At 39.5% G+C, this 20,853-nt stretch carries 20 protein-coding genes; 11 read left to right on the plus strand and 9 right to left on the minus strand.

Going from position 1 to position 20,853, the window contains the following annotated elements; all coding sequences use genetic code 11:
- Positions 1-59 precede the first annotated feature (59 nt).
- The 3 genes from gatB to gatC are packed head-to-tail and all read right to left on the minus strand — an operon-like array spanning position 60 to position 3,375.
- Entirely contained in the window at positions 60-1,529 is a 1,470-nt protein-coding gene (gene gatB / locus MKL38_RS13495; protein WP_017392507.1) for an Asp-tRNA(Asn)/Glu-tRNA(Gln) amidotransferase subunit GatB, read from the minus strand.
- A complete protein-coding gene (gene gatA, locus MKL38_RS13500; protein ID WP_017392508.1) occupies positions 1,529-3,007 on the minus strand; it encodes an Asp-tRNA(Asn)/Glu-tRNA(Gln) amidotransferase subunit GatA in 1,479 nt (492 codons plus the stop codon). Before gatA ends, gatB begins: the two co-directional genes overlap by 1 nt.
- 53 nt (positions 3,008-3,060) lie before the next feature.
- A complete protein-coding gene (gene gatC / locus MKL38_RS13505; RefSeq protein ID WP_000107699.1) occupies positions 3,061-3,375 on the minus strand; it encodes an Asp-tRNA(Asn)/Glu-tRNA(Gln) amidotransferase subunit GatC in 315 nt (104 codons plus the stop codon).
- 133 nt (positions 3,376-3,508) lie between these two features.
- Here gatC and MKL38_RS13510 point away from each other — a divergent pair, with 133 nt between their 5' ends.
- The 6 genes from MKL38_RS13510 (at position 3,509) to MKL38_RS13535 (ending at position 8,330) form a co-directional block, all read left to right on the plus strand.
- On the plus strand, positions 3,509-4,549 hold the full coding sequence (locus MKL38_RS13510; protein ID WP_004789315.1) for a rod shape-determining protein: 1,041 nt from the start codon (positions 3,509-3,511) through the stop codon (positions 4,547-4,549).
- A 16-nt stretch (positions 4,550-4,565) separates the two neighbouring features.
- Positions 4,566-5,423, plus strand: coding sequence for a rod shape-determining protein MreC (gene mreC, locus MKL38_RS13515; RefSeq protein WP_004639055.1), 858 nt, complete (start codon positions 4,566-4,568; stop codon positions 5,421-5,423).
- Entirely contained in the window at positions 5,410-5,901 is a 492-nt protein-coding gene (gene mreD, locus MKL38_RS13520; RefSeq protein ID WP_003655328.1) for a rod shape-determining protein MreD, read from the plus strand. The genes mreC and mreD overlap by 14 nt, the downstream gene beginning before the upstream one ends.
- On the plus strand, positions 5,889-6,449 hold the full coding sequence (locus MKL38_RS13525) for a Maf-like protein (RefSeq protein ID WP_270903510.1): 561 nt from the start codon (positions 5,889-5,891) through the stop codon (positions 6,447-6,449). Before mreD ends, MKL38_RS13525 begins: the two co-directional genes overlap by 13 nt.
- Before the next feature lie 113 nt (positions 6,450-6,562).
- Positions 6,563-8,017, plus strand: coding sequence for a ribonuclease G (gene rng / locus MKL38_RS13530; protein ID WP_005036381.1), 1,455 nt, complete (start codon positions 6,563-6,565; stop codon positions 8,015-8,017).
- 139 nt (positions 8,018-8,156) lie between these two features.
- The gene (locus MKL38_RS13535; RefSeq protein WP_002116397.1) at positions 8,157-8,330 is read left to right on the plus strand and encodes a PA1571 family protein; all 174 of its coding nucleotides are present in this window, start codon (positions 8,157-8,159) and stop codon (positions 8,328-8,330) included.
- Between the two features lie 28 nt (positions 8,331-8,358).
- On the opposite strand, the gene MKL38_RS13540 is transcribed toward MKL38_RS13535, so the two are convergent.
- Together MKL38_RS13540 and MKL38_RS13545 are read right to left on the minus strand one after the other, a co-directional pair.
- On the minus strand, positions 8,359-9,744 hold the full coding sequence (locus MKL38_RS13540) for a WS/DGAT/MGAT family O-acyltransferase (protein WP_270903511.1): 1,386 nt from the start codon (positions 9,742-9,744) through the stop codon (positions 8,359-8,361).
- Positions 9,745-9,915: 171 nt separating this feature from the next.
- Positions 9,916-10,650: a phosphoadenylyl-sulfate reductase gene (locus MKL38_RS13545; protein WP_004639063.1), complete on the minus strand. Its 735-nt coding sequence runs from the start codon at positions 10,648-10,650 to the stop codon at positions 9,916-9,918.
- A 184-nt stretch (positions 10,651-10,834) separates the two neighbouring features.
- On the opposite strand from MKL38_RS13545, the gene thrH reads away from it, so the two are divergent.
- Positions 10,835-11,452, plus strand: a complete 618-nt coding sequence (thrH, locus tag MKL38_RS13550; protein ID WP_270903512.1) for a bifunctional phosphoserine phosphatase/homoserine phosphotransferase ThrH — start codon at positions 10,835-10,837, stop codon at positions 11,450-11,452.
- Positions 11,453-11,509: 57 nt separating this feature from the next.
- On the opposite strand, the gene MKL38_RS13555 is transcribed toward thrH, so the two are convergent.
- Positions 11,510-13,009, minus strand: coding sequence for an outer membrane protein transport protein (locus MKL38_RS13555; RefSeq protein ID WP_270903513.1), 1,500 nt, complete (start codon positions 13,007-13,009; stop codon positions 11,510-11,512).
- Positions 13,010-13,609: 600 nt separating this feature from the next.
- Positions 13,610-14,308, minus strand: a complete 699-nt coding sequence (locus MKL38_RS13560) for an NAD(P)H-dependent oxidoreductase (RefSeq protein WP_270903514.1) — start codon at positions 14,306-14,308, stop codon at positions 13,610-13,612.
- A gap of 153 nt (positions 14,309-14,461) precedes the next feature.
- On the opposite strand from MKL38_RS13560, the gene MKL38_RS13565 reads away from it, so the two are divergent.
- A complete protein-coding gene (locus tag MKL38_RS13565) occupies positions 14,462-15,499 on the plus strand; it encodes an AraC family transcriptional regulator (RefSeq protein ID WP_270903515.1) in 1,038 nt (345 codons plus the stop codon).
- 48 nt (positions 15,500-15,547) lie between these two features.
- Here MKL38_RS13565 and MKL38_RS13570 read toward each other — a convergent pair whose 3' ends face one another.
- Complete coding sequence (locus tag MKL38_RS13570; RefSeq protein WP_270903516.1) at positions 15,548-16,540, minus strand: fatty acid desaturase family protein; 993 nt, start codon at positions 16,538-16,540, stop codon at positions 15,548-15,550.
- Positions 16,541-16,645: 105 nt separating this feature from the next.
- Complete coding sequence (locus tag MKL38_RS13575) at positions 16,646-17,446, minus strand: PaaX family transcriptional regulator C-terminal domain-containing protein (RefSeq protein ID WP_270903517.1); 801 nt, start codon at positions 17,444-17,446, stop codon at positions 16,646-16,648.
- 354 nt (positions 17,447-17,800) lie between these two features.
- Here MKL38_RS13575 and MKL38_RS13580 point away from each other — a divergent pair, with 354 nt between their 5' ends.
- From MKL38_RS13580 to MKL38_RS13590, 3 genes are all read left to right on the plus strand, one after another.
- Positions 17,801-18,619 (plus strand): undecaprenyl-diphosphate phosphatase, encoded by an 819-nt coding sequence (locus tag MKL38_RS13580; protein WP_005036395.1) that lies wholly within the window; start codon positions 17,801-17,803, stop codon positions 18,617-18,619.
- A 156-nt stretch (positions 18,620-18,775) separates the two neighbouring features.
- On the plus strand, positions 18,776-19,672 hold the full coding sequence (locus tag MKL38_RS13585) for an AraC family transcriptional regulator (RefSeq protein WP_270903518.1): 897 nt from the start codon (positions 18,776-18,778) through the stop codon (positions 19,670-19,672).
- Between the two features lie 46 nt (positions 19,673-19,718).
- Positions 19,719-20,717 carry an NAD(P)H-quinone oxidoreductase gene (locus MKL38_RS13590; RefSeq protein ID WP_209831929.1) on the plus strand — a complete coding sequence of 333 codons (999 nt, stop codon included), beginning with the start codon at positions 19,719-19,721 and terminating at the stop codon, positions 20,715-20,717.
- Positions 20,718-20,853: the final 136 nt, after the last annotated feature.

Below are 20,853 nucleotides of genomic sequence, written 5' to 3' on the forward strand. Positions count from 1 at the left end.
GCATTTTTAAATAGATAAAAACCCGCTCTAAAGCGGGTTTTTCTAAAAATTGAATTAGCTTAACCAATCAATTTCTTCATTAATTCATTCACTTGAGCAGGGTTGGCTTTACCCTTAGATGCTTTCATGACTTGACCTACAAGACCATTAAAGGCTTTTTCTTTACCAGACTTGTACTCTTCAACCATTTTTTCATTGGCTGCAAGTACTTCTTTAATGATTGCTTCAATCGCACCAGTGTCAGTTTCTTGCTTTAAGCCTTTTTCCGCAATAATGTCATCAGCAGATTTACCTTCCGATTCCCACATAAAGCCAAAGACTTGTTTTGCAATCTTACCGCTAATGGTGTTGTCAATAATACGTGCAATCATGCCACCAAGCTGTTCAGCAGAAACAGGAGAGTCTGCCAAATCTAGGTTTGCTTTGTTTAACGCGCCTGAGAATTCGCCCATTACCCAGTTTGCAGATACTTTACCTTGTGCAGCACCGCCCGCAGCAGCCACAACAGCCTCATAGAAGTCCGCCATTTCGCGTGAGAGCGTAAGTACATGTGCATCGTACTCAGTTACACCAAAGTCTGCGATAAAGCGTGCGCGGCGTGCAGCAGGTAGCTCTGGAAGCGCAGCACGAGCAGCTTCAATTTGCTCATCTGCAATAATCACTGGTAACAAGTCTGGATCTGGGAAGTAACGGTAGTCATTCGCTTCTTCTTTAGAACGCATTGAACGCGTTTCCATTTTGTTTGGATCGAACAAACGTGTTTCTTGGTCGATGCTTCCGCCGTATTCCAAAATTTCCATTTGGCGTTCAATTTCAACATTGATCGCTTGCTCGATGAAACGGAATGAGTTGAGGTTTTTCAACTCACAGCGTGTACCAAATGGCTGTCCCGGACGACGTAAAGACACGTTACAGTCTGCACGGAATGAACCTTCAGCCATGTTACCGTCGGAAATACCTAACCAACGCACAAGTGTGTGAATTGATTTGATATATGCCACAGCTTCTTCAACCGAGCGCATGTCAGGTTCAGACACGATTTCAAGTAATGGTGTACCGGCACGGTTTAAGTCAATGCCAGACATGCCTTCAAACTGGTCATGAATCGATTTACCCGCATCTTCTTCAAGGTGAGCACGAGTTACACCAATACGTTTAGTCGTGCCATCTTCAAGTTGAATGTCGATGTGGCCTAAGCCAACAATCGGATTGTCCATCTGGCTAATTTGGTAGCCTTTTGGCGAGTCTGGGTAGAAGTAGTTTTTACGTGCAAATACAGAAGCTTGGTCGATGTATGCATCGATACCTAAACCAAAGCGAATTGCAAGATCAACCACTTTTTCATTGAGAACAGGTAAAACACCCGGCATTGCCAAGTCTACAAGGCTTGCTTGTGTGTTTGGGTCTTGACCAAATTCAGTCGATGAACCAGAGAAAATTTTAGAATTGGTTGCAAGCTGAGTGTGGATTTCGATACCAATAACGACTTCCCAACCGTCAATCAATTTCAACTTTTGAGCTTCAGCCATTATGCATTCTCCTCAGCAATTGCCGCACGTTTGGTGTGCCAGTCAGTGTTTTGTTGATATTGATGAACAATTGACAACAATTGTGATTCTGACCAATAGTTACCAATTAACTGTAAGCCGACAGGCAAGCTGTCTTTGTCAAAACCAACAGGAGCATTAATCGCTGGTAAGCCCGCTAAGTTCACTGCAAGTGTATAGATATCGCCTAAATACATTTCAGTTGGACTTAAGTTTGCACCAATTTTATAAGCAGTTGTTGGTGCAGAAGGTGCAGCAATCACATCTACATTTTCAAATGCTTTTAAGAAGTCTTGTTGAATTAAACGACGTACTTTTTGTGCTTTCACATAGTAAGCATCGTAATAACCAGCAGAAAGCGCATAGGTACCAATTAAGATACGACGTTGTACTTCTGGACCAAAACCTTCTGAACGTGAACGCTTGTAAAGATCCATCAGGTCAGCTGGGTTTTCACAACGGTAGCCATAGCGAACACCATCGTAACGAGACAAGTTAGAAGACGCTTCTGCTGGTGCGATGAGGTAATACGTTGGTACATAAGCTTCAGTCATATTGAGATCAATCTCAACAAGAGTTGCGCCCATTTCTTCAAGCTTTTTCAAAGACTCTTCAACGCGTGCTTTTACGTCTGCGTCTAAACCTGCAACGTTAAAGTACTGTTTAGGAATACCAATACGTAAGCCTTTTACAGATGTGCCATTTAAATTTGCAACGTAGTCATCAACTTCTTTTTTAACCGAAGTCGAGTCTTTTGCATCATGGCCTGCAATTACATTCATCAGGTAAGCACAGTCTTCAGCAGAGCGTGCCATTGGACCTGCTTGGTCTAAAGATGATGCGTAAGCAATGATACCGAAGCGAGATACACGACCATAGGTTGGTTTTAAGCCTGTTAAGCCACAAAAAGAAGCAGGTTGGCGAATTGAACCACCTGTATCAGTACCTGTAGCGAAAGGCGCTAAATCAGCCGCTACAGCCGCAGCAGAACCACCTGATGAGCCACCAGGAACATGGTCAAGCGCCCATGGGTTGCTGGTTGCACCAACATACGAGCTTTCTGAAGTTGAACCCATCGCAAACTCGTCCATGTTCACTTTACCTAAAGTGACTAGACCAGCAGCTTTCGTTTTTTCAACAACCGTTGCATCGTAAGGAGAGATAAAGTTATCAAGAATTTTTGAACCAGCAGTCGTTTTAATGCCTTTGGTACAAAAGATATCTTTATGAGCAAGAGGAATACCCGTTAAAGCTGTTGCATTACCCGCTTTTAATGCAGCATCGGCAGCATCGGCTTCTGCAAGCGCTTGTTCAGGTGTAACCGTCACATAGCTTTTAACTTGTGAATCGAGTTTCGCAATACGTTGCAAATAATGTTCAGTCAGTTCGCGAGATGAAAACTTCGCTTGGCTTAAGCCCTCAGCAAGTTCACGAATTGATAAGCGATGTAAATCAGTCATGATTAAAATTTCTTTACATTCAAAATAGGGAAGATGGGTTAATTGAGTGAAAGTTATTCAATCACGCGAGGAACAAGATACAAACCATCTTGAGTTGCTGGTGCAACTGCTTGGTACTCATCTCGATGATTGCTTTCAGTTACCACATCAGCACGTAAAGGTTGAGGATTATCAAAAGGACTCTTTAAAGGTTCTACGCCTTCAGTATCAATGCCTTTTAAGGTTTCCATCATGCCTAAAATTTTATTTAGACTTTGAGCATATTCAGCAGATTGCGTATCATTGAGCGACAATCGAGCAAGATTGGCGATTGCTGAAACTGTTTGTGCATTTAAATCTGCTGAATGCTGTGCATCCGATGTAGACATAACATCACCTAATCAGTATTAAAAATTTTCAAAATATCGTGCGTTATAATAAGCGATTGACTTGTTCAAATCATCACATTTAGTTTAAAGTTGCCACCTTGCATCCACATGAAAGTTTAACTGAGAACGAACCGTGATTCTAAAACGACTAATTGGCTTGTTTTCGCCGGATCTAGCCATTGATTTAGGTACAGCAAATACACTTATTTATGCACCAGGCCGCGGCATTATATTAAATGAACCAACAGTTGTGGCAATTCGTCACAGTGGTTCACAAAAAATTGTTGCTGCAGTAGGGCTGGACGCGAAACAAATGTTAGGCCGTACACCTGCGAATATTTCTGCAATTCGTCCAATGAAAGACGGTGTAATTGCGGATTTTGAAGTGACTGAAACCATGTTAAATCAGTTTATTGGTAAAGTTCACGAAAAACGTTTGTTCCCACCTGCACCTCGTGTGGTTGTATGTGTACCATGTAAATCAACTTTGGTCGAGCGTCGTGCGATTCGTGAAGCAGTATTTAATGCTGGTGCACGTGATGTTCGTTTGATTGAAGAGCCTATGGCTGCTGCAATTGGCGCAGGTATGCCAGTTGAACAAGCGTGTGGTTCTATGGTTGTGGATGTTGGTGGTGGTACAACAGAAATTGCAATTATTTCATTGCAAGGTTGTGTCTATGCTGACTCTTTACGCATCGGTGGTGATGTTTTTGATGAGCAAATTATCAATTATGTTCGTAAAGCTCATGGTTGCGTGATTGGTGAAACCACAGCAGAAATTATTAAAAAAGAAGTAGGTATGGCTGTTTCTGATGGCACAACATTAGAAATCGAAGTACGTGGCCGTAACCTTGCAGAAGGTGTACCTCGTGCGATTACTGTAACTTCTGACGAAATTACTCAAGCAATCTCTGATCCGTTACAAAACATTGTAAGCGCAGTAAAATCAGCACTTGAGCAAACTCCTCCAGAGCTTTCTTCTGATATCGCCGAGCGTGGTATTGTATTGACAGGTGGTGGTGCGTTACTTCGTAACCTCGATAAATTGTTAGCTCAAGAAACTGGTTTACCAGTTGTGGTTGCTGAAGATCCTCTTACTTGTGTTACCCGTGGTGGTGGTAAAGTATTGGAGTTCTTTGACAATCCGAACCATGACATGCTTTTTGTTGGTTAAGTTTAAGGATTAGGCGGTGCAACCGAATATTTTTTCAAGACAGCCGCCATCTTTCCGCTCGTTTATTATTGCGGTCATTACATGCTTGGTTGTGCTATTTTTTGATTGGCGCATGCCGTATGTGATTCAGCCAGCAAGGGATGTCTTGTACGCTGCATATAACCCAATTTATGCATTGGCCAGTTATCCAGTACTGTCGAGAGAATGGCTGAATCAGCAAACAAAATCTGAAGCACAACTGCGTCGTGAAAATACTGCGATGCAGGCTGAGCTTTTACAAGCTCAAGTCCGCTTACAGAAGCTTTCTGAACTATCTGCTGAAAATACCCGTTTGCGAGGTCTCCTTGATACTCCATTAATTATTGATGGACGTATGGAAATTGCCGAAGTGATCGGGACAGATGCAGACCCATTACGTCATATCATCATTGTTAACCGTGGCTCTATGGACCATTTAAAGGTCGGTCAAACGGTTCTGGATGATAAGGGGATTATGGGGCAGATCATTAATGTATATCCTCATAGCTCACGTGTAATGTTGTTATCAGATAAAGAACACTCACTTTCGGTACGTCTTGAACGCACTGGAATGCGAGCGATTGTTTCTGGTACAGGTGATTTGGGTCGTTTGAAAATGGAATATGTGCCGACTAGTGCGAATATTCAAGTGGGCGATAAAGTGTTTAGCTCAGGTTTGGGTGAACATTTCCCAGCAGGGTATGCAGTAGGTACGGTTGCCAAAATCAAACGTCATAACTCAGGTGAGTTTGCGGAAATTGATGTAACACCAGCAGCGCAATTAGCAACAGGACACCATGTAGTTGTACTTTTTTCGGATTCATTAGCAAAGGAGCAGCCATATGCCAATCGCTAAACTGAAACGAGAAAAGCGCAAAGATCCATTATGGGGGATTATTATCTCCGTTATCGTGGGTTCTGTGCTCATGGTTTACCCGCTGTCCTACGATATTTCAGGTTGGCGTCCATTATTCATGTTGATGATTATGCTGTTTTGGGTGGTATGTCAGCCAACGTGGTGTGGGGTCTGGTTTGCATTTGGAATGGGGATTTTTACAGACTTATTGCTTGATGCACCTTTGGGCCTCAATGCCCTAAGTTTTGTAATTATGACTTTTCTTACCCGTTTTTTAATTCGTGAACGCCGTATCTTAACCTTTGGTAATTTATGGACGATTGCAACTCTGGTCATTATTGCTCATTTAGCGTTTATGTGGGTAACCCAGACTATGGGTGGAATTCATTTTTCGATTGCTAGACACTGGCAACCATTAATGACAAGTATCATCACTTGGCCAATCGTCTATTATTGTTTGGCAAAATGGCGAATATAGTTTTAGCATCTAGCTCTCCTCGTCGGAAGGAGTTGTTGCAACAACTGGGTTTGGATTTTGAAATCTATAGCCCTGATATTGACGAATCTGTTCATGAGAATGAACTCGTTCATCAGTATGTTGAACGTTTAGCTAGAGAAAAAGCGCAAGCTGTATTAAAACTTTTTCCAGAAGCAATTGTTATTGCTGCCGATACAAGTCTAGGGCTGGATGGCCAAATAATTGGTAAGCCTGAATCGAAAAGCCATGCTTTTGAAATATGGGAACAATTATCTGGGCGTTGGCATGACGTGTTTTCTGGAATATGTGTTGCTACTCAACAACAAATGTTGAGTCAGGTTGTACAGACACAAGTTGAGTTCCAACATCTGACTACGAAAGATATGGAAGATTATTGGACCACAGGAGAGCCTGTTGGGAAGGCCGGTGGATATGCAATTCAAGGGATTGCTTCTCAATATATTCCCCAAATTCAAGGAAGTTATAGTAATGTGGTAGGACTTCCTTTATACGAATTTGCACAGTTATTAAAAAGAGTAAAGACATAAGGGGTTGTTATCATTCTTAATTGAATAGCATTGTCGAAGAACATTAGACAAAGTTAAAGTTAACAGCTTCTCTGACTCTTTAATAAAAATTTTATAATGCTTTGAGTTTATGTATGTCAGAAGAATTACTTATTAATGTCACGCCTATGGAGTGTCGGGTGGCATTAATCGAAAATGGAACTGTTAATGAGCTGTATGTCGAGCGTACAGTCAAACGCGGTCTAGTCGGCAATATTTACAAGGGTAAAGTCGTGCGAGTGCTTCCGGGCATGCAAGCTGCTTTTGTTGATATCGGTTTATCCCGAACAGCCTTTTTACATATTAATGATATGGTTTGGCCTCGTTCACAGCCCACCCCAAACGTTTTTGAACTCTTACATCCCGGTCAAACCCTGACCGTTCAAGTCATGAAAGATATGTTAGGAACGAAAGGGGCGCGTCTGAGTACAGATCTTTCAATTCCTTCTCGTTATCTGGTTCTTATGCCATATGGTAACCATATTGGCGTATCGCAGCGTATTGAGTCTGAAGAAGAGCGAGAGCGACTACGTAATATTATCGAAAGTATTCAATCTGAACATAATCTGCCGGGTAGTGTGATTGTACGTACAGCAGCCGAAGGTGTGGATGAGGCAGAAATTGCACGGGATATGTGCTATCTGAGTAAATTATGGGAATACATCCAACGTAAGCAGATTGATGTTGCAGTTCCTTCCTTAATTTTTGAAGAGCTTCCATTACCTCAGCGTATTATTCGAGATTTAGCAAGCGAAGAAACTGCAAAGATTTATGTCGATTCGAGAGAAATTCATGCCAAGCTTCTTGAGTTTGTTGAAGAGTTTGTTCCGAATATGCAAAGTCGACTCATTCATTATCCTGGTGAGCGACCGTTATTTGATCTCTATAACGTCGAAGAAGACATCCAGAAAGCCCTTCAAACACGTGTTGCTTTGAAATCGGGTGGTTATCTAATGATCGACCAGACTGAAGCCATGACGACAATTGACGTTAATACTGGCTCATATGTTGGCGGTCGTAGTCTTGAAGACACCGTTTTTAAAACCAATATGGAAGCGACTCAAGTCATTGCACGTCAACTTAGACTGCGTAATTTGGGTGGTATTCTCATTATTGATTTTATTGACATGCAAGAGGCAACTCACCGTGAAGAGGTGATGCGTCAGTTTGAAAAAATGCTTGAGCGTGATCACGCCAAGACCAAAATCACTCAGGTATCAGAACTTGGTCTGGTCGAAATGACTCGTAAACGAACACGTGAATCGTTAGAACATTTGCTGTGTGAGTCGTGTCCAACGTGCCAAGGACGTGGTTTTGTCAAAACAGCAGAGACAGTGTGTTACGAAATATTTCGTGAGATATTACGATATACCCGCGCATTTGAGTCAACGAGTGGCTTTACTGTTGTTGCTCACCCTTCTGTGATTGACCGATTATTAACAGCAGAAGCACCCGCAGTGGCTGATTTAGAGCATTTTATTAACCGTGTCATTAAATTTCAGGTCGAAAATTTATATACGCAAGAGCAATACGATATCATTTTAAGTTAAAGTTGTAACAAGATATCGCTTAATCCTTGTTACAACTGAAATTTTACTTTCATTCATGAATTTTAAATACTACTTACATACAGTAGCCCTAGACGTTCTCCCTATTTAACGTCTTAGCAAACAATAAGAGGTATAACCCATGAATGTAAGTGAAAACTTAATTAGCAACGGTCTTAAACATGTTTTAGAAAGCACGCCAGTAAATAGCTGCTATATGTTGAATGACCAAGGTAAAGAAGTACCGATCACAACTGCAATGATTCGTTCAGTATGTCATCAGTTGCTTAACCAGTGCCGCACAATCAAAAAATAAGGGGCCAATTCAAAGCCCCTTAACTTTTCTAACTTGCTGAATGATGTTTCAGCTGCTTCTCTGCAATAATTTCTTCAAAACGTTGAATCTCATCTTCTAAATGAGTCAAAAGATTTTGCATTTTTGGTAAAGCATTTCGACAAGCCGTTAATCCCACTTCAAGCTTATCTAAATAACTGGTCATGGTAATATTTAAAGCTTGTCCATCCATGACAATCGAAGCAGGGTAGAGAGCATCTAATTTCGCGCCATTCCAATAAAGTGGTTCACGTGGCCCTGGTACATTGGAAATCACTAAATTGAACGCCTGACGCTTAGGAAGCATTCCTGACATGATGTTTAATCCTGCTGGACCATAAACAACCGCGCTATAGTTTAAAATTTCATTAGCAGTCATACGGCTAAAGCGTTGCTTTGAATTCTGCATGCTGCGACGAATAATTTCTAGACGTTCTAACGGTTGGTCTTTATGAGTCCCTAAATTTGCCAGAATCATAGTAATCCGGTTACTCATATCAGAATCATCTGTGCGTAATGAAGCTGGAACCATGGCAATAAGTGGCTTTTTAGGTAAGCTATTTTGACTAATCAAATATTCACGTAAAGCACCAGAACATACTGCTAGCACAACATCGTTAATCGTTACGCTTAATGCTTTTGAAATTTTTCTAAGGCGGCTCAATTCAAAGGATTGGGCAGCAAAACGACGTGAAGCACTTACTCTTTGGTTCAAAATTGAAATTGGCGCCTGAAAGGTAGAAACATAATCAGGATTTTTGCCCATTTCTTTAAATAGAGTCTGAGATAACTCTTGCATGACTTTAGGAGCTATATCCAGTTGAGACTTAATGCCTCCTAAAATACTCTTAATTTTACTTGTACTTGGAGTAGGCACTTTTAGGCGTTTAGTTCTTTTGCTCTCAACACACCATAAAGGAACCACGTGTTTCTCTTCAGGTGTCTTTGAAAGTGATTTCTCGATCAAACGCATACCGGCAACGCCATCAACCATTGCATGATGGATTTTAAAATACATGGCAAAACGGTTGCCTTCGATTCCTTCAATAATGTCACAGGTCCAAAGCGGCTTGGCACGGTCAATTAATGAGCTGTGTTGTTGCGAGATATAAACTAGAAGTTCACGAATGCGCCCAGGATGAGGCAAAGCAATGTGACGAAAGTGATGATCGATATCGAACTCTTCATCTTCATCCCAAAATAGACCATTTAAACGGTTATTGAAGGGAGGAATAGGAATGCTTTTTGAGCGTTTAATATCTTCTACTAAATTATGTACAAAGGTTTCAGGTGCATTTTCAGGAATTTCAAATAAAAATAATCCACCGACATGCATGGGTTGCTGTCTTTTTTCAAGTGACAGAAAAATGAAATCAATTGGGTGTAATGGACGCATAAATCATTGTGCCTCATGCATTTTTCTAAGAAGCCCTTATCTGAGCTCTTATTAGAATTATAGAACCGTAAAATTAAGTATATAGCGTTTAGAGTAGAGAAAATATGACTTTGTGTACGTAACATGACATAAAAAAAACCACTGATTTGCCAGTGGTTTTTTGATATCAAATTACTTTTTCATGTTGCCTGCATGTAATCCGCACTCTTTTTGAGTCGCTTCTTCCCACCACCAGCGTCCTTCACGTTCATGTTGGTTCGGTAATACAGCTCGTGTACATGGTTCACAACCAATAGAAACAAAACCACGTTCGTGTAGAGGGTTATATGGAATTTCCATCATACGGATGTAACTCCATACTTCGGCACTTGTCCAATTCGCTAGAGGATTATATTTAATAAGTTGCTTATCTGGACCAGAAAAACCCGCATCAGCTTGTACCACGGGAATTTCTGTGCGTGTACCAGGGCTTTGGTCTTTACGTTGGCCAGTAATCCAGCCATCTAACGTTGCAAGTTTTTTACGTAAAGGCTGAACTTTTCGGATACCACAACATTCCTGATGCCCATCTGTAAAAAAGCTGAATAAACCTTTTTCGTTTACCATGTTTTGAACAGCTTCAGATTCAGGAAAGCAGATTTCGATATTAATATTGTAGTGTTTACGGACAGTTTCAATAAATTGATACGTTTCAGCATGGAGGCGGCCAGTGTCGAGACTAAAGACACGGAAAGGCTTACCCAGACGTGAAGCAATATCAATTAAGACAACATCTTCTGCTCCCGAAAAAGAAATTGCAATTTCACCTTGTTGGCTTAAGGCAAGTTCTAAAATTTCCCGAGGGCTTTTGGTTGCATATTCAGCAGCAAGAGCATCTACGATATCAATAGTCGGAATAACGGTCATGTGTGTTCCTGGCAAAAGGCTTGGGCGCATTGAGTTATGAAAAATATTCTAAAGGATAGTTGATAAACTGCTTAGCACTTTAATTTCGATCCTTATGAATAAAATTGATTTGATCAATAACAACGCAAAACTGAAAATCTTAATGGTATGATACAGCAATTTTTAACCAACGTTGGAAGCATTCATGGAAATCGTATGCCTAGATCTTGAAGGGGTTTTAGTTCCTGAAATCTGGATCAATTTCGCTAAAAAAACAGGGATTAAAGAACTCGAGGCTACAACTCGTGATATTCCGGATTATGATGTTTTAATGACTCAGCGTCTTAATATTTTAAAACAACACGGTCTAGGCTTAAATGATATTCAAGAAGTCATTGCTGAGATGGGGCCTTTACCAGGTGCAAAAGAATTTGTTGAGTGGGTGAGTACTCATTTCCAACTCGTGATCTTGTCAGATACCTTCTATGAGTTTGCACATCCTTTAATGAAGCAATTGGGTTGGCCAACAATTTTCTGTCATAAATTAGAGACAGATGAAGAAGGAATGATTACAGCTTATAAGCTACGTCAACCAGATCAAAAACGTGAGTCTGTTAAGGCATTACATGGCTTAAATTTCCGTGTAATTGCTGCGGGTGATTCTTATAATGATACAACCATGCTGAGTGAAGCTGACCATGGTTTCTTGTTTGATGCACCTGCAAACGTAATTGCTGAGTTCCCGCAATTCCCTGCAATTCACGGCTATGACGCATTAAAAGAAGCAATCCGTTCAGTTTCAAAGCGTAGCATTCCAGCTTAAGTAGCAAGAATAAAAAAGGCGCTTTAAGCGCCTTTTTTATATGAATAGTTTTGAAACTTAGAATTTATAACCCAGTTTTAAACCATAAGCGATTGCATTGTTGTCAGAGAACTCTGCAAGATATTGGTCGCTACCAGCTTGTGCACCAGTTTGAGCCTTAGCATCGCCTAACCAGAAGTATTTTACGCCACCAGCAATAAAGGTTTGTGGAGTAGGGCTATATTGAAGGCCTAAACCTACGTTCCAGTAACCTTCAGTTGGGCCTAGAGTTGTGATTGGGTCACCAGCACCAGAGTCCCAACCTACAGAAACGTTACCAGCCCATTTGTCGTTAAGTTTGCGACCAACACCTGTAGTCACTGTCCATTGGTCATCTGCATAGCTAACTAAATCGAAACCATTTGGACGGTTGACAATAGGCCCTACAACTTTTGATAGTTGTCCAAATTTGTATGGTTGAACTGAGAAATCTTTCCAGTTCACCCAACGTACGTTGGCAAAGGCAACAGTGTCAGCCATGATTCCCGTTTGGAAATCAAAGTTAACTGATTGAGGTGTGGTAATTGTGGTATCTGCTGAGCTATTTTTAATTGCATCTTCAGCTGCACCTTGCCCTAATAATGAAAGAGCGGGAAGAGTAGGTAAGTTTTCACGGATATTGACATCATGGTCAACTTCAGAACGATACGTTAAAGAAGCTTTTAATGCAATTTCAGGAATTTGATAAGCAAAACCTGCTAACCAACCCACGCCACCAGTTTCTTTGATGTCTGCATCATAGCCGTTGTAGATACTATAAGCTTGTCCTCGGAGACTAATGTTTCCTTTAATTGTTTGATACACACCACCCGCATAGAGGTTCCAGTTTTTATTCGGTTGAAAACCAAAAACCATAGCAAGGTTTTGAGTATCAACTTCAACTTTGGTGCCACCCTTGCCAAGTAAACCATTAATTTCATTTATTCCAGCATCTACTCTTGCTGCGACGCCTTGTTTTACACCCGCATCGATAGCAGCTTTAGTAGTTGCATCATTATTATAAGCATTTAAAGTAGCAGCAAATTGTGCTTGTCCAGCAGGAGAGGATAAGTCAACTCCTTGGGCTTGCAGAGCGGCACCGACACGTTGATTGGCAGTTAAACCATTAAATGTTGTATCAATAGTACGGGTACGAATCGCATCTAATGCTGCTGGGGCTAGAATTGTGTTAGAAGAGTCTGACACAAATACATTTTTCCCAGAATATTCTGCATCTGCGCCAAATGGCTGATCGTATAGTAAACCAAATGAGAATTTATCGTTAATTTGTAGTTTTAATGCTGCATTAGGGAAATAATAATCCTCACCCATATCGGCAATATCACGGCGAGTTGCGCTTGATCCTGCTTCTTTACCCGCTACATCCGGGTCTAAAACAGAAATACCAGCTTCAAAGTAGTTACCAGGCTGCAAAAATGCAGACATTGATTGTCCAGAGCGATCCAATGCTGCTGCAAAAACCCCAGTTGCAGGCAGCGTTGCTAAAATCATTGCAGTGCTCAGATGTTTTAATTTCATTTTAATCTTTCCTTGAACTTCAAGACATTTTTTTAAAAGTAACAGAGTTAAACCGTTTAAACTGTGTTGCCTTCAAAGCTTTTAATTACAACTTATAAAAGCTTTGATAACTCCATGTAACAAAAATAGCATAATTACAATAAGAGTAAATCTGTTATATGAACTGAAGAGTACTCACTTTTTATACAAATAAGGTCAATAATGGATGAAATATGAAGGAATATTTTCATTGATAAATTATTTTAATTAATTGATATTTATATTTTTAATCTATTAGTAAAGTGGTTTGTTTTAGTGACATTTTTATCGTAAACCTAAGAAAAATGGTCAAAGATTTTTTTGTAAAAATATGATTTAAGTGATTATGGAATGAGTATTAGTTGTCATTTTTACTTGATAAGTCTAGTTTATCTACATCTGTATATTATTGATTCAGTTTTATATTCTAAATTTTTAGGAAAAAATACCCCTTTATTTTTTTACCATTTGATCTATTTTTTGGGCAATTTAATTTTACATTTGAGCGTCTGTAATTTAAAGAATAACCGAAAATAAAAACTAACTTTCGGTTGTCCTATTTTTTAGATTTAAAACATACCACTAGAGGGGATACAGTCTGTCATCAAACTCTTCAAGTTTTGGAAACTTTAATGGTTCGAGTTGGTCCAGGTGAGTGAGATAAGTCACATAGTCTTCGAGGAGAGTTTCTCTGGCTTCTTGGCTAATATAAGGTACATGGTAGGCAGTGAATGGAGGTAGAACTTCAAAACCAGCATATGCCAAAGTACCACGCTGAATCGGGGATAGATAATGTTCGATTGGACCGTGAATAGCGTTTTCCCCAAACATGTGTGTTCTACCACCGAGTGTTAAACACAACATAGCTTTTTTACCAGCCATTCCACCGTGGTTATAAAAGCGTTTACCACCGTAAAAGAGCCCTGAAACAAATACACGATCAATCCAGCCTTTTAAAATTGCTGGTACAGAGGTCCAGTAAAGGGGGAAATTTAAAATGACTAAATCAGCTTTTTTTACCTTTTCAATTTCTGCCTGAATATCAGGAGCTAGAAGTTGATTTTTACTGGCATTTCTTTGTTCTAGAGCATAGTTAAAATAGTCAGGCTGATTGAGCTCTAAAAAATCCTCTTTGGATGCAATAGGGTTAAATTGCATGGCATATAAATCTGAAACTTCTACGCGATGTCCCAATTTTTCTAAGGTTTGCTTTGCTGTACTTTTTAGAGCAGTGGTAAAAGATTGTGGTTCTGGGTGGGCATGGACAATCAGGATATTCATAGGGGCACCTGTATTTTTCAGAAATTGTGCTGTCTAGTGCAATTAAGCGGATTTTGTTTTGAATCACTATGCATCAATTTAAAAGCATGGCATAGTTCATGAACTGACAGTTTTTACCATTTCGCGCCATTTATTTTGCTCAATGGGTTACTCATGAATCCAGAATTACCCGGAACTTATATTAACCTAATCGTCGAGACTGTTAAGCAGTGGGGTGTCTCTTGTGAGCAGCTTTTAGATGGAAGCGGCATAACAGTAGATCAATTAAAAAAACCATATTGGTATGTAGAATTTAATCATCTAAATCAGCTCATTGAGCGGGCCATCGAGTTGTGCAAAGAGCCTGCATTAGCGGGGTATTTGGCTTTAGAAATGACTGCTTCATGTTATGGTTCAGTCGGAATGGCTGCCATGGTTTCTCCAAATTTAGGGGAAGCCTTGAAAATTCTTGAACAGTTCATTGGGTCACGTTGCGAGGTTTTTAAACCAGAAGTAAAACAAGAAAATAATTATGCATATTGGTTCATTCATCAGCCTGTAAAGGAATTTCAGTTGAGTCCAAATGCCAATATTTTTTTATTGGTAGGCTTTGTTCAAATTGCAAAAAATTTAACAGGCTTATCCAATTTAGGAAAAGTTGAATTACAAATGCCAGAACCGACAGGTTTTGCCAAAATAAGTAGTCAACTGGCAGTCACTTGTTTATTTAATCAAAAACGTAACAGTTGGATATTTCCAAAAGAGTATTTAGCACAGCCTGTATTAAGTGCAGACCCGATGTTGGCGCCTTTGGTAAACGCACAATGCAAGCGAGATATAGAAAAATTAAAGTTACACAGTGGCTGGAAATGGCAAGTTAAACAAGTTGCTGAAAAATTACTTGTAAATGGTGAGATTGAGACATTAAAGGTAGGGCAAGTGGCTCAAGTCATGAATATTTCAGAGCGAACTTTGCAACGATATTTAGCCATTGAAAATACAAGTTTTACCATCTTGGTTGACTCACTTAAAAAGCAACATGCCCAGAAACTTTTAGCTCAAAATAACATGTCGATTGAAAAAGTAGCTTTAACTTTAGGTTATGCCGAGACTTCTCATTTTACCCGTGCGTTTAAGCGTTGGATGGGAGTCACACCCAAGTATTTTCAGACCCACAGCAAAATGGATGAATTGAGTTCACATTTGGGTTAGAGAGGCCACTGATTTAATTGCATGACCTCTAAATCTGATTCGAGAGCTTTAAGCCGTTCGTTCTGACTTAGATGAAAGCAACTGAATCACTTCAAAATAGCTAGGTGGTGTCGGGACATGTCCTCGTTCCCTTAATAGACCATGCATGCGCGGCAGTTTGAAGTAGGGAACCGAAGCCATTAAATGGTGTTCCATGTGGTAATTGACGTGAATAGGGGCCACAAAGCTTCTAGCAATCCAACCTGCACGTGTTGTACGGGTATTTGTTAAGGCTGTAAGACTCGTTTGCATACCTGCATGCTCCGCCATTGAGCGAATTCTTAAAAATAATGGAAATGGGGTCAAATAAGCTAAAGGCCATAACCAATAAAAACGTTGCTGACCAAATGCTTTTAAAACACCATAAAGAGCTATGTTGGTTGCAATGGCTCCGCTACTGTTTTTTACAAGACTTTTGGCATAATCAACAAGATGTTTATTGCTGCGGTCTAACCAGATCTGATCATTTGCAACGGTCCATTTCATTAAATCGAGATCCATTAACACTCGACCAAAGCTAAACTTTAATCCCGTCATCCCCGTTAAGTCGCGTAAGAATTTACGGGTAAGAGATTTTTTGCTTACAGGAAAATCCGACACTAACGAAAGATCAGGGTCATCTGGAGTAGAGGTTTTTGCATGATGGCGAACGTGATGTTGACGGTACTTGTGTAGATCATTCCAGATTGGGCGGGCGCATAGCCATTCGCCTACAAAGTCATTTATTTTTTTATTTTTAAATAAGCTTTTATGCGATGCATCATGCATCAGAATTGCTAGGCATAACTGGCGACCTGCTAATATAGCTAAAGCTAGCATACAAGCAAGTAACTTGCCCCAGCTCGGTAAGTAATCCCACATCATGATTAAGCTAGTAAATGTTCCGCCAATAACGGCCCACGTACTTACAACAGCCCAAGCGCCGTAAGCATCTGAAGGCTCCGTGAGTTCTTGTATTTCTTCTCTGCTAAATAGATCGGTAACACTCACCTGTGTATTCATTTTTATTCTCCCAAATCCGATTTTGGTATTCATCTTTTATATTACCAATATAATCATAAAATTTTAAAAGTTGTAATATTTGTTTGTAAAAAAATAAATCGTTCTTTAATGTGTTAATTCATTTTCATAAAGTTTTTGCCACAGCTTTTGTCCAATCGAGTCTAGCTGTTGTACATTTTGAGCAAACTGATTGCGGGCATGTTCGTTAACAAATGGAGAGGGCAGTAGAGGATCATTCATGAGTAAGGTAATCGTTTCACGGCCTAATAACAAAGCTTGGGTAGCGGCCTCATTCAAGGATAATTTTTTATAATTCAAAAGCCATTCTTGGATATCTTGACTATACATTTCATAGTTTTTTTCAAGCTGTTGGGTATCCCATAAAGAAGGAATTAATGAAACTGTTTTTGAGTCAAATTTTTGAATAACACAAATTTTTGTTTCACTTTCAAGGCCTGCTAAAACAAGTTCTTCACATGTTTTTTCGAAACTATAGGCCAAATTGTCAGGTCGAATATAAATACCGGTTTCGAGTTCTTTAAAGCCAAATTGACGTAATGCTCGTTCTCTCTTTTTTAAAGCGGTGCGATCTATGCGACCTAACGTACCTGTAAATACTGCAAGATAATGCTGTTGCCATTCTTTGGTCTGTTTAATACCATTTTTACGATTCAAAATGACTTTTGCCCATTCTTTGGTTGATGGCGAAAGTTGATAAATACCGCGCTCGACACTTTCTATCATGCCTTCATTTAATAACCGAGTTGTAGCAACACGAATTCCATTTTCACTCACATTAAAGAGTTTGGCGGCAATTAATATCTGTTTGATGGTGAGTTGAGGATAGGCTGAGGAAAGAAACAAATCGATAATAAGATGGCGTGCATTAATTTTAGTATTTTTCATTCAGATAGAATTTTTGATAAGAGCTACATTTAATCACAATAATATCATGTTTTTTTAAGGACTTTTTAAGATCATTTTGTAGAGTAAGAGGCGGCAAAAAGCTTTATCTATAACAAGAGAAATTTTTGGCAGTTCTTTACCAAGTTTTATCTTTTTACGATAGTTAACCTAAGTTTGTCATCATGATGTGATACATTATCGCACTTTAAATAAACTGCCTTTAACTAGGGGCAATAACCACAAACGTTAGAAATGATCTGATATTGAACATGTGTTAAGTCAAATTTGAGGCTTACCAATTGCGATAAAACAAATTTTAGGTCGTTCTAGTGATTAACTTTCTTTGAGCAAGTTATGGAAAATTTTGAAGTTATAAAAGCACTGTTTCTAGGCTTTGTTGAAGGCTTAACTGAGTTTTTACCCATCTCGAGTACAGGCCATCTGATTTTATTTGGCCATATTATCGATTTCCATTCAGACGGTGGACGTGTATTTGAGGTGGTAATCCAGTTAGGTGCTATTTTGGCAGTGTGCTGGTTATACCGACAAAAAATTATTAATTTGATTAAAGGTTTTTTTAGCGGAGACGTCGAGTCTCGTCATTTCGCCATCAGTGTACTTATTGCATTTTTCCCTGCAGTCATTATTGGTGTTTTGGCCGTCGACTTTATTAAAAGTGTTTTGTTCAGCCCAATTGTCGTTGCTATTGCATTGATTGTTGGTGCTCTCATTATTTTCTGGGTTGAATCTAAGCAGTTTGAACATAAGACAGACGATGCGACCAAAATTACTTTTAAACAAGCACTTTTAGTCGGGCTTGCTCAATGTGTTGCCATGATTCCGGGGACTTCACGTTCAGGTGCAACGATTGTAGGCGGAATGTTTGCGGGCTTATCGCGTAAGGCTGCTACAGAATTTTCTTTCTTCCTAGCAATGCCAACCATGTTGGGCGCAGCAACTTTTGACTTGATCAAAAATGCAGACGTACTTACCGCTGATAATATGATTAATATTGGAGTGGGCTTCGTTGCAGCCTTTATTGCCGCTTTATTTGTTGTAAAAGCATTAGTGCTATTTGTAGAGCGCCATACGTTACGTGTATTTGCATGGTATCGAATCGTATTGGGTGTAATTATTCTGATTGCAGCAATGTTCTTTAATTTATCGGCTTAAAATCTGATGAAGTGAAAAAGCCTAGAATATTCTAGGCTTTTTTATGCCTAAAAATTGATTTGAATTGCCTATTTATACAAAGTAAACCGAAGACACATGTTTTCATTTGAGGTTCATTGTTATATTGATTATTAGATTACCTCTCGCAATAAAACTATGCCGCAAAATCATCTCTCGGAAAATTTGGTCGACGCATTTTTACATTTGGCTCCAACAGAAGGTCTTTATCCTACTTTTATCTCCAACATCACCTTGATGCGTGTTGATCACTCCACATCACCTGTTGCAGTGTTGCAAGAACCTTCAATTGTTTTAGTCATACAGGGAGTAAAGCGAGGGTATATCGGCAAAGATATTTTTCAATTTCGTCAGGGGCAGTGCTTATTCATTTCAATTGCCATTCCCTTTGATTGCGATACAGTAGTTGAAAATAATGAACCAATGTTGGCTATTGCAATAAAATTTGAATCGCAAATGATGGTTGATTTAGTAACTAAACTGGATAAAGAACAACAACTGGTTACCGAAGACTCTCAGTCAGGCGATTTAAAATTGAGCTGCGGGCTTAGAGTGATTGATATGAACGCGACTATTTCGGAAGTTGCTCTACGATTGCTTAATTTACTTCGTTCTAAACAAGATACTTTTATCTTGGGTGAACAAGTAAAAAGAGAATTGGTTTATCGTGTAGTGCAGGCTTGTGGGGGAGAGTTCATAAAAAATTTATCTGCCATGGCAAGTCGAAACGGCGTGATTTATACAATCTGTGAAATTATTCAGCGTGATTATTATCGTAATTTAACGGTTCAAGAGCTGGCGAAACAAGCGGGAATGAGCATATCGCTTTTTCACCAAACTTTTAAAAAAGTGACAAATTATTCTCCTTTACAGTACATCAAAATTACTCGACTGCATAAAGCACGTGAGTTGATCATGAACAACAAAATGGGGGTAGCAGAAGCAGCCTATGAAGTCGGTTATGTCAGTGCCTCACAATTTAGTCGAGAATTTAAACGACTGTTTGGAATTCCACCTAAGTCTTCGATTATTTAACTTAGATCAGTATTTTTAAAATATAAATCAAACATGGAGCATATAAATGACCCTTCCAACCACTATGAAAATTATTGAAATTACCGCTCCAGGTGGACCTGAGGTTCTAAAAGTTCAAGAGGCTAATATTCCGGTACCTCAAGCAGATGAAGTCTTAATTGAGGTAAAGGCTGCGGGAATTAACCGCCCTGACGTGTTACAGCGTATGGGGCTATATCCGATGCCTAAAGGTGTTACTCAAATACCTGGACTAGAAGTTGCTGGCGTGGTGGTTGCGGTAGGTGACCAAGTGCAACAGTTCAAAGTCGGAGATAAAGTTTGTGCTTTAACAAATGGTGGTGGCTATGCACAGTACTGTGCGGTAATTGCAACTCAAGTATTACCAATACCTGAGAATTTATCGTTTACTCAAGCCGCTGCTATTCCAGAAACGTTCTTCACAGTTTGGGCTAATCTTTTTGATATTGGTCGTTTAAAGGCAAATGAAACAGTATTGATTCACGGAGGAGCCAGTGGCATTGGCACCACTGCTTTAGCCATCTGTCATGCTTTAGGGATTAAAACTTTTGCTACGGTTGGAAGCGAAGATAAAGTTGAGGCACTCTCTGATTTGACCACAGCAATTAACTATAAAACCCAAGATTTTGAGCAAGAAATTTTGAAACACACCCAAGACCAAGGTGTTGATGTTATTTTGGATATTGTGGGTGGCTCTTATTTCCAGAAAAATTTAAATCTATTAAAACGTGATGGTCGACTGGTCATTATTGGTTTTATGGGTGGTCGAATCGCAAAAGAATTTGATTTACAAAAATTGATTTTAAAGCGTGCCACGATTACGGGTTCAACGATGCGAGCGCGTACTAGCGAAGAAAAAGCACAAATTGCCCAATCTTTGCATAAGCATGTGTGGCCATTACTGGCAGAAGGTAAGTGTTTACCTCAAATCTATAAAACATATGCTTTTTCAGATGTACAAAGTGCTCATGAATGTATGGAGCAGGGTGATCACATCGGAAAGATCGTTTTAGAAATGAATGCGTAAAGCTGTAGTCACTAAAGTTTAGGTGAACGACAGGTTCGCCTAAACTAAATTTTATAATTTAAAACTCTGCCTATTTCTCTATAAAAATTGCCAAATTCTATTGGCAGATTGCACCAGTTCTATGACTTCACCTATA

Origin of the sequence: Acinetobacter sp. AOR14_HL (assembly GCF_027855175.1) — a bacterium.
GTDB classification, from domain to species: Bacteria; Pseudomonadota; Gammaproteobacteria; order Pseudomonadales; family Moraxellaceae; genus Acinetobacter; species Acinetobacter calcoaceticus.

Bases quoted from the DNA above. Each gene is read 5' to 3' on its own strand.
- MKL38_RS13555 (WP_270903513.1), bottom strand. From the start codon at position 13,009: ATGAAATTAAAACATCTGAGCACTGCAATGATTTTAGCAACGCTGCCT.
- MKL38_RS13535 (WP_002116397.1), top strand. From the start codon at position 8,157: ATGAATGTAAGTGAAAACTTAATTAGCAACGGTCTTAAACATGTTTTA.
- MKL38_RS13580 (WP_005036395.1), top strand. From the start codon at position 17,801: ATGGAAAATTTTGAAGTTATAAAAGCACTGTTTCTAGGCTTTGTTGAA.
- MKL38_RS13525 (WP_270903510.1), top strand. From the start codon at position 5,889: ATGGCGAATATAGTTTTAGCATCTAGCTCTCCTCGTCGGAAGGAGTTG.
- gatB (WP_017392507.1), bottom strand. From the start codon at position 1,529: ATGGCTGAAGCTCAAAAGTTGAAATTGATTGACGGTTGGGAAGTCGTT.
- gatC (WP_000107699.1), bottom strand. From the start codon at position 3,375: ATGTCTACATCGGATGCACAGCATTCAGCAGATTTAAATGCACAAACA.
- MKL38_RS13565 (WP_270903515.1), top strand. From the start codon at position 14,462: ATGAATCCAGAATTACCCGGAACTTATATTAACCTAATCGTCGAGACT.
- MKL38_RS13570 (WP_270903516.1), bottom strand. From the start codon at position 16,540: ATGAATACACAGGTGAGTGTTACCGATCTATTTAGCAGAGAAGAAATA.
- gatA (WP_017392508.1), bottom strand. From the start codon at position 3,007: ATGACTGATTTACATCGCTTATCAATTCGTGAACTTGCTGAGGGCTTA.
- MKL38_RS13585 (WP_270903518.1), top strand. From the start codon at position 18,776: ATGCCGCAAAATCATCTCTCGGAAAATTTGGTCGACGCATTTTTACAT.
- MKL38_RS13545 (WP_004639063.1), bottom strand. From the start codon at position 10,650: ATGACCGTTATTCCGACTATTGATATCGTAGATGCTCTTGCTGCTGAA.
- thrH (WP_270903512.1), top strand. From the start codon at position 10,835: ATGGAAATCGTATGCCTAGATCTTGAAGGGGTTTTAGTTCCTGAAATC.
- MKL38_RS13540 (WP_270903511.1), bottom strand. From the start codon at position 9,744: ATGCGTCCATTACACCCAATTGATTTCATTTTTCTGTCACTTGAAAAA.
- MKL38_RS13590 (WP_209831929.1), top strand. From the start codon at position 19,719: ATGACCCTTCCAACCACTATGAAAATTATTGAAATTACCGCTCCAGGT.
- mreD (WP_003655328.1), top strand. From the start codon at position 5,410: ATGCCAATCGCTAAACTGAAACGAGAAAAGCGCAAAGATCCATTATGG.
- MKL38_RS13560 (WP_270903514.1), bottom strand. From the start codon at position 14,308: ATGAATATCCTGATTGTCCATGCCCACCCAGAACCACAATCTTTTACC.
- MKL38_RS13575 (WP_270903517.1), bottom strand. From the start codon at position 17,446: ATGAAAAATACTAAAATTAATGCACGCCATCTTATTATCGATTTGTTT.
- rng (WP_005036381.1), top strand. From the start codon at position 6,563: ATGTCAGAAGAATTACTTATTAATGTCACGCCTATGGAGTGTCGGGTG.